Origin of the sequence: Mycobacterium sp. (assembly GCF_039583785.1) — a bacterium.
Classification (GTDB): domain Bacteria; phylum Actinomycetota; class Actinomycetes; order Mycobacteriales; family Mycobacteriaceae; genus Mycobacterium.
Window position 1 is genome coordinate 1 of record NZ_JAVKSG010000098.1, and the last position, 8,806, is coordinate 8,806.

An 8,806-nucleotide genomic window follows, 5' to 3' on the forward strand; every position below is an offset into this window, starting at 1 on the left:
CCGGTCGCGCCGGTCGCGCCGGTGTCACCCGTGGCCCCAGTCGCGCCGGTCGCGCCGGTGTCACCCGTGGCCCCAGTCGCGCCGGTCGCACCCGTGTCACCCGTGGCTCCGGTGTCACCCGTGGGGCCGGTCGCACCCGTGTCACCCGTGGCTCCGGTGTCACCCGTGGCTCCGGTCGCACCCGTGTCACCCGTGGCTCCGGTGTCACCCGTGGGGCCGGTCGCTCCGGTGTCACCCGTGGCGCCCGTGTCGCCGTGGCCGCCAGGACCGCCGCCGCCGGAGTGTCCATCGTGGCCATTCGCGCCGGCCGCGCCATCGTGGCCAAAGCTCCCGCCATCACCGCCAGCCCCGCCGATACCGCTGTCGCCGCTGTACCCGCCGTACCCGCCGACCGCGTCGGCGCCGCCATCACCGCCGAATCCGCCATTGCCGCCGGACCCGCCATCGCCGCCGTTGCCGCCATCGCCGTACAGCGTCGCGCCGCTACCGCCGGCACCCCCGTCACCGCCACTGCCGCCGGCCTGACCATCTCCGCCGGAAACACCGGGCAAAGCACTGTTGTCGGTTCCGTTAACGCCATCCGCGCCGGATCCGCCGTTTCCGCCGTCACCGCCGTTGCCGAAGAAGAAACCGGTTGCGTCGCCGCCAGCACCGCCGTTGCCACCGTCGGTGCCTGCCGTCGTGGCGTCACCGCCATCGCCGCCAGCACCGGCTATCCCGTAACCAGTGTCGCCGCCCGCACCGCCCATGCTTCCTTCGAAGCCGGCGCCGCCCGCACCGCCGTTGCCGTCGTAGGCAATGCCGCCAGCGCCGCCAGCTTCACCGGCCACGTTGCTGGTCCAGCCGTCGCCGCCGTCGCCGAACCACAACCCACCCGCGCCGCCGGTAGGATCTGCCGCTGTGCCGTCAACACCATTGCCGATGAACGTCTCGCCAGCCGGAGCGAACTGGTTAATGAAGCTGTCGTATTGAACAGTGAGGTTGCCCAAGAAGGTCGTGCCGTCGATCCACTGTTGGTCCAACGTGTGCAACGGGTCGTAGATGTACGTCCCGTACAGGCCGGCAAGCGACGATGAGGCCGCTGGATCGGCCGCCGCACTCGCTGGATCGCCGCCGGAAACCCCAGCCAAGGTGGAGGCGAGGTCGGGTGTGGCGCCGGTCAAACTCGACGGATCGAAGTTTGCCGCTCCTTGCAAGGCGGCGTCGAGACTCGAAAGCCAGCTGGTCATATCCAGAGCCAGCGCGGGGTCCACACCCGAGAGGGAGTTGATGATGGGATCGATGATGATGTCTTCGATCCCATCAGCTTTGGCCACCGGCATACTGAGCAGCGGCGCAAGGCTATAGGTTATGAACGCGCTGGTCGCGGCGCTTAGACCTATTAAGCGGCTAACGCCGCGTTCCGCGCGCTTTCGCGATGATCGCTGAGTCTGCTTCTTCGAGCCTCGATGACGAGCCACCGTGGTCCCTTTCTCCGAACGTCCCTGTGCGCCTTGTATGTTTTCTTGAGTTGCCTTCAGCTGGGCCTACGCTTGCTCAGGCGAGTCTGACCGGGAGGGGCGCGGCTGCTATCAAGCTTCTTCCAGCCACTTGCGGATCTGAGATCAGGCGGATTTCATGCGTGTTCGCAGTGTTCAGCGTGCTAGGACTACGGCTGAGACCGACGACTCGACGACAACGAAGGGTTTTCGCGCTCCGCAGCTGACTGCCACAAGCGATCATTTCCCAACCTCGTCCGGCGTGGATTCTCTCAGGTACCGGTAAGGTAGCGCTTTGGAAGTTTAAAAGGAAGGAAAAGTTTCGAAAAACTTAAAAACTTTTTTAGCAGAGACCTGATGGGCGACGTCGATGCTGGTCAGCGCTTATTTACTGATAAAATAGGAAGCTCGAGCCGGTCGTTGTCGACCATGTCGGCATGCGCATAGGCGTCGTGAGCTTCCGCTGACTCGCCTGCGTCGTCGGAGGCTGACGAGCGCAACTCGTCCCAGCCGACCGCCGACCCTGCCCAGCAGTCACGCCGATCCAACCCTAATAGCCGGTCCTGCATACTCGTCGGTATCAACGAGTGCTGATCACGGTTCAGCCCGCAATACTTCTAGCAACATCATCGGCGAATCACGGTCATCGGCCGGGTTCAACCTGCCGCTCCGGCCATCAAAACGACTGCAGCGGCAGGGTTTCCCGGTGGCCGAGTCCACTGTCGAGCGGTTGATGCGCCGCAACGGCTGGCGGGGTTTACGCCGGCAGAAGTCAGTGCACACCACGATCGTCGACCCGGCCGCCGGCGGGCACCAGACCTGGTGGACGGCCAGTTCCCGGTGCCCACGCCGAATGCATTGGTCGTCGCCGACTTCAAACTCGTCACCGGGATCTTCGTCTACGTCGCGTTCGTCATCGACACCTACGCCGGTGCGACCATCGGCTGGGAAGCCGCCAGTGTCAAGCAGACCCGGTTCGTGGAGTCCGCGATCCGTCACCGCAGCAGATCCACCTGAACCGGCGACATCCTGCATCGCGCCCAAATCACTTCATCAATTGCGGTCGCGACTGCAAATCTGATCCGAATGCAGGGTGCTCGGCTGATCTCGACGGGCAATTCGTGGATCACTGTTTTGGTGATTCCGACCAACGAGGAACTGGCGATCGCACGCGACTGCCGGCGAGCGATCTAAGAATCGGAGCCGGGGACCACCTTGAGTGAAACGTCGCGGCCGCCGCGCACTACTTCGATCGGCGCTGGCTGCCCGATCGTGAGCTGACGGACCGCGACGACAAATTCATCGGCGTCGGCGATGGTTCGGTTGCCGACCTTAATGATCACGTCGTTTCCCCGGACTCCGGCCTTCTGCGCGGGTCCGCCGGCGTTGACGGATGCCACATGGGCGCCCGAGGCCGTTGAATCCCTCACTGGCCGGATTGTCAGCCCCAGCGTGGGGTGGTGGATATAACCGTCCCGGATCAATGCCTCGGCGACGCCCTTCGCTTCATTGATCGGGATGGCGAAGCCTGGCCCGCCGGCGCAGGTCTGTATCTGACACGCCGTGTTGATGCCGATTACCTTAGCGTCCATGTCGATCAGCGGGCCGCCGGAGTTGCCGTGGTTGATCCCTGCGTCGGTCTGCACGGCGTCGATCACAATGTCGCCCAGCGGCACCGGTCGATGCAACGCACTGACGATGCCGTGCGTGACCGTAGTGCGCAGTCCTAACGGTGAGCCGACCGCCAACACCAAGTCGCCTACCTGTACTTGGTCGGAATCGCCGAGCTGCGCGACGGTCAGGTTGTTAAGGTCGTCAACCTTTAGTACGGCCAAGTCCGTCTTAGGGTCACGACCGACCAGCTTGGCTGTCACCTTTTTGCCGTCGTTGAAGATCACCGAAACTCTGCGTGGGCCAAGGTTCTTGGCTGGCTGAGAGATCCCATGGTTGTTGGTGACGATGTAGCCGCGGCTATCGACGATCACGCCCGAACCGTAAGAACCCACCTGGTCGCTGACTCTTACGTCCTCGACATAAACCACCGAATTTTTCACCGCGGTGGCGACCTTGGCGAATCCGGACTCCCGCGACTGGGTGGCCCCATGGATGAGCGATCTGACCTTGGAGGTGGCGAACATCCCGGCGACCTCAGCGTTTTTACGCAACATCCAACCGCCGGTGAAGCCAATCAGCAGCGCGATGATCGCCAACATGGCCAGCGAGAAGTATGAGAGCGAGACCTTGCCGCCACGTGCACTTAGCTTGCCGGGGTCGGGGCTGACGGTATGGCGCGACGGCCCTTGTAGCGCCGGTGCACCGAGGGCCATCGTGGCGCGGGGATCGCGCCACGATGGGTCGTACTCGGGCTGGTCTGGGTAAGTGCGCGGATCCAGAAATTCGGCAAAACCAGGCGCACGGGGGAAAGCACTTTCGACCGGCGGTCGTGCGGTGGATCTGGGCCTCATGCGTGACCCGATGTCGCTTAGCTCCGGTGCCCGTCGTGCGTCGCCGTAGGGACGGTTCTGATTGAAGTTCACGTCACCCCTTCCGAGCGCTCGGCAGGACGGAAGCCGTTGGCAGGCCTGTGCCACCAAAAGGCTTCAGGTCCACCCTACGGCGTCGGCGGCAGTGACGGCCGATGTGTTCAGCCAACGCGTCTGACAAAGTGTTCGTCACGCTCGCGGAATGTTGAAGATTCAAGTAATACGTGGTCTATAGCGCGGGCCGGCGCCAAACACATTCGCGTGCGACGTCCGCGTTGTGCGGCTGTTCATCGCGACATCAGGTCACGCTGATCTCTGCCGGGAGGCGCTCACGCCCGCCGACTCTATGGCGACAATATCCCAGATCCTGCAGAGCAGCGCAGCGTCTCTGTGAGAAAATGGAGGGTCGTGCACCCAGCAACTGATCATTCCCCCGTGCTGAGCATCTGCGTGCCCACCTTCAACCGGGCGCGGTACCTCGACTGTCTGCTGCAGGACCTTGCTGCCCATGTCGGTGAACTCGGCTTTTCCTACGAACTGCTGATTGGTGACAACGCCTCGGAGGACGACACCGCGGACGTGGTACGCAGGTACGAGGACCAGCTGGCTATCCGCTACATCCGGCGGCCGGAGAATGTGGGCGCGTACCACAACCAATCGCAACTGTTTGAGGCTGCTCAGGGGCGATATGTCGCCTACGTTGCCGATGACGATCTGCTCATTCCGGGCGTGCTCGGGCGCTACATAGCTCATCTGGAGGCCCATCCCGACGTTGGTGCGGTGTACGCGCCCTGGTTCTTGCACGACCGGGTTGCGGGACGGGATTTCGACCAGTTCTATGCCATCGAGCAGGAGACGCGTATCGAGGCGAAGGACCATGCTGCCCTCTTCGCCCTGCTGGTAAATGGTCACATCTTTCCTGAGGTCTACCTGGCCAGAACTTTCCTCGCCCGAGAGTTGGCGGGTGCTGCCAACCCGTTCGCATTCATCTTCTTTGTAAGGATCGCTGCAATGCTGGATCGGGCTGCGGTGACATTCAGCCCGGAACCCTTCTACCGCCAAGTTATCCGGTACTTTGACGATGAATCACGCACCCAGCTCGGGCACGAAGAGGTCAAGGAGGGCTGGGACCGCTACCGCGGTGGGCTGGAGTACATCCTCGCCCGATTCGCCTCGCTCCAGTCGGCTGAGGATCTTGACTGGTGCCAGCGCGCCATCGATCGCTTTGTGCGCATCCGGATGCATGTTGGCTTGCGGCTCCGTACCGATGAGGGCAAGGACTGGATCGACAACTACTACATCGCCAACCGCCTCCGCTGCACGGGCGACGATTCACTGCTGCCGGCTCCGTACGAGACGTATCGCATCAACGCGGCACTTGAGTATCTGCTCGGCCTGCAGCCGTTCCAACCTGAACGCGCCACGGTTGCCTACTATCAGGACGATGCTCCGCGGATACTCGCGCTAGCACGCGGCTTTGCCGCAGCGGGTCTGGTGGTCTTAGAAGACAGGTCGCTGCCGTTGCCCGAAAACGTGATCCTGCTTGCAAGCCGCGGGCCAGTTCCTGCCAATAGCGCGGCGTTCGTTATTACCGAGGCCGAGCTCCTGTCAAGATTTCCGGGCGCTGCGCATGACCGCGATCCATTGCTGCCCGAGATCGTCCCGGACGTCGGGGATACGCGGTGGGTGTTCCATCTGGCGCAGAGCTATTTCGATGCGGGGGATTTTGTCAACGCGCGCAAGTGGTATGCACAGCGGGCCGAGATGGGCGGCTGTGCCGAGGAGGTCTACTACTCGCTGAACCGAGTCGCGCAGGCGATGGCGAATCTCGGGGCGCCATGGCCGGACATTCAAGACGCCCACCTGCGGGCTTGGGAGTTTCGACCGACCCGCGCCGAGCCGCTTTATGAGATCGCCGTTCACTACCGGGTTGAGACGGAGTATCGGCTCGGTTATCTGTTCGCCGAGCGCGCCGCTGCGATCCCACTTCCCGAAGAGGACATCTTGTTTGTCTTCGCAGATATCTACGCCTGGCGTGCCACCGATGAGCAGGCGGTGTGCGCATTCTGGATCGGCAAGCATGCCGAGGCATTCACGCTGTGTCGGCGCCTGCTGGCCCGCCCAGATATCCCCGCTGAACGTCGACAGGGGATTGCGAGCAATCGCGACTTCTCGGTGCCCGCGATGATCGAAGCGGCGTCGGCATACCCGGATGCGCTGGCGAGCAGCCTCGGCGCGGGTCCACGCGACGCCGAGGTCACCGTCAGTCTGGTTGCCGGCCCGGATCGAGAAACCACCGAACAAACACTGAACTCGTTTCTACGCTGCTGCACCGATCTGTCACGCGTCGGGCGCTTCGTGGTGGCCGGTGGCGGCCTGTCCGCCCACGACCGCGCGGCGCTGCTGAAGCGTTACAGCTTCCTCGAGTTCGCCGATCGCGGCCCCGGCAACGGGCCCGGAGCCCAACTCGCCCAGGTCCGCGCGCAGATCGGCGGACGGTTTTGGCTGCATCTGGGCCGAGGCTGGCGGTTTTTTGCCCCCGAAAACTACATCACCCGGCTGAGCGCGGTGCTCGACGCCGAACCAGAGGTGTTTCAGGTCGGCATCAACTATGGCGACGCAGTCAAGCTCACCAACACCTGCGCCGCGGAGCAGGAGGTGCGCCGCACACCCGATGCCGGCCGCTACGTCTTGGCCGATCAGGTGGCCAGCGGCCCAGCAATGTTCGACACCACACGACTGGACCGGGCCGGCGGCCTGAAAGACACCGACTCCGATCCCATCGCCCAACTCAAACAGCGGTCAGGCACCGCCGGGCTGACCACCGCCAGCCTCGACGAAGTGCTCTGCATTACCGCATGCTGACCCCGCCTCAAGCCTGAAGACAATGTCCGGGCAGAATCTCATGACACCCTTCTCAGATACCCGTCCGGCGCTACGGTGATCGCCAGCTTGTGCTGGATGCTCTTGTCGATCTCAAACTCCGTGTGGGTCTTGAGGTATTCCCACACGGCGGTCTTCGGGTTGTCGCCGCGGCCCCATGGGCGGTCGAGAAACATGTCGGCGGGCACATCCTCAACGATCGTGTCGAAGACCACGCAGTAGCTGCCTACCGAGGTTAGCGGCGCGTAGGCCTCTAATTCGGCCAGCACATGGGCGTGGGTGTGGTTGCTGTCCAGGCACACCAGCACCCGCTGGTAGTCAGCAGCGATCTCACGCACCTGCGTCACCACCTCAGGCGCCGTGCTGGAGCCCTGGATCATCTGGATGCGGGACGCCATTGGGTGCGCCTCGATGGCCTTACGGTTGTGCGCGCGAATATCGATGTCGATACCCACCGCCTTGCGTTTGGACTTGGCCGGATCAAGTGTGACACCGGATTCGATGGCCTCAGCCATGTCTAGCAACGCCAGCATGGACGCGCTGAAGATGAGCGATCCGCCATGGGCAATGCCGGTCTCAATGACTAGATCAGGACGGACGCGCCAGATCAACTCCTGCACGGCGACCATGTCCTGGGGGTACTGAATGATCGGCCGCGACATCCAGGCAAAGTTGTACGAGTACTGAGCCCTCAGCGAGGTAAGCACGAATTCCGCGGCGTCCGCGCGGAGGCGCTCATTACGCGACATGGCATCGATCCGGTCTAACACTTCTTGACTGAAATCAGTCACGCTCAACTCCACTGAAAGATCGGAAAGGCCGACTGCTCATAAAACTGGGTCGCCCCACTCATCGCACGTCCTCCCGCACGCCGACGACGCGCGGTGGGTCAAAGATATTCTCGGGCCTTGCCCCAAAACGCAGGAGGTCACGCCGACCGTACTCGTCGGCAATGCGTTCGGCGAGTTGTCGAACAATCATTTCTTCACCTGAGCAGATGTTCACCGCGCCTTCCTGCTGCCCCTGCGCGACACCGGCGATCATCCGTCCGGCGTCTTTCACATCGAGGAAATCACGCACCTGATCACCGCGAGTGAGGAGCGCTTCTTGCCCACTGCCGAGCTGCCTGCGAATGTATGGCACCAGTCGCCGATCGTCTTCACCTTCCCCATAGATGTAGAAGATCCGACACCAGGCAAAGCTCACGCCCTCCGCGCCGAGGAAACGATTGAGCACCTGAAAGGCCGACGCCTTACACGCGGCATACAAGGTATTCGGCGCCAACGGGGTATCGGTGGTCATCAGGCCTGCGGAAGAGTCGTACTCCGCGCAGGTTCCGACACCAACAAATCGCTTGCCCCCGACTGCCGCGAATGCGTAGGCCAGGTTGAGTGTGCCGGTAAGGCACGCAAGGTTCAGTGCCGACGTAAGGTATTCACCCGGCTCCGTGTACCAGGCCGCATGCACCAAGGTTTCCGAACCTTCGAGCAGCTCTTCCAATCGACCGGCTTCCTCTGCGAACAAGTCGGGCGTCTGCGCAACCTCTAATGCGGCATGTGCCCGGACATCAGGCAAGCGGGATGGGTCGCGAACGAGCACCCTCACCGAGCAACCTCGTTCCAGAAGGTTGCGCAGAATCTGCCTTCCGACGAATCCGGTCGCCCCCGTCAAGGTAACGGTCATAAGAACCTCAGCTCCTGCAGAGCCCAGTCCACCAGGAAGGACGACACTTGTGCAGACTTTTCACCGTCCTCCCCAATATGGCTCCTCATCGAGGAACCTCCTGCCATCAGTTCCTGAATCATTCTGAGTTAGATTCTTCTCGGCATTCTGGTTTTAGGCTGAGCCCCGATACTTGAGCAAAGCTTGCGATGCTATCGAAAATCGAGAGACCCAGCCGCGCTGTAGGGTTTAGAAACTGTGCCGTGGAAAAGGACATGATCAACACCGACCTCGGCATGC

General features: G+C 62.5%; 5 protein-coding genes and 2 pseudogenes. 3 read left to right on the top strand and 4 right to left on the bottom strand.

What is annotated here, in order from left to right; translation table 11 throughout:
- Nucleotides 1-1,316, bottom strand: a 1,316-nt coding sequence (locus ABDV69_RS19035; RefSeq protein WP_343577177.1) for a PGRS repeat-containing protein, incomplete at its 3' end; no start/stop codon positions are given.
- Between the two features lie 847 nt (nucleotides 1,317-2,163).
- Between ABDV69_RS19035 and ABDV69_RS19040 the strand changes: the two are divergent.
- Nucleotides 2,164-2,474, top strand: a pseudogene (locus ABDV69_RS19040) (IS3 family transposase); the annotation flags it as partial.
- Between the two features lie 96 nt (nucleotides 2,475-2,570).
- Nucleotides 2,571-2,672: pseudogene (locus tag ABDV69_RS19045) on the top strand (hypothetical protein); the annotation flags it as partial.
- On the opposite strand, the gene ABDV69_RS19050 reads toward ABDV69_RS19045, so the two are convergent.
- The gene (locus ABDV69_RS19050) at nucleotides 2,669-3,943 is read right to left on the bottom strand and encodes a trypsin-like peptidase domain-containing protein (protein ID WP_343577184.1); all 1,275 of its coding nucleotides are present in this window, start codon (nucleotides 3,941-3,943) and stop codon (nucleotides 2,669-2,671) included. The pseudogene ABDV69_RS19045 and the gene ABDV69_RS19050 overlap by 4 nt on opposite strands.
- A gap of 453 nt (nucleotides 3,944-4,396) precedes the next feature.
- Between ABDV69_RS19050 and ABDV69_RS19055 the strand changes: the two genes are divergently transcribed.
- Nucleotides 4,397-6,826: a glycosyltransferase family A protein gene (locus tag ABDV69_RS19055; RefSeq protein ID WP_343577179.1), complete on the top strand. Its 2,430-nt coding sequence runs from the start codon at nucleotides 4,397-4,399 to the stop codon at nucleotides 6,824-6,826.
- Between the two features lie 38 nt (nucleotides 6,827-6,864).
- On the opposite strand, the gene ABDV69_RS19060 is transcribed toward ABDV69_RS19055, so the two are convergent.
- Nucleotides 6,865-7,635 carry a cephalosporin hydroxylase family protein gene (locus tag ABDV69_RS19060; RefSeq protein WP_343577182.1) on the bottom strand — a complete coding sequence of 257 codons (771 nt, stop codon included), beginning with the start codon at nucleotides 7,633-7,635 and terminating at the stop codon, nucleotides 6,865-6,867.
- Nucleotides 7,636-7,693: 58 nt separating this feature from the next.
- Nucleotides 7,694-8,527, bottom strand: a complete 834-nt coding sequence (locus ABDV69_RS19065; RefSeq protein ID WP_343577183.1) for an NAD(P)-dependent oxidoreductase — start codon at nucleotides 8,525-8,527, stop codon at nucleotides 7,694-7,696.
- Between the last annotated feature and the right edge of the window lie 279 nt (nucleotides 8,528-8,806).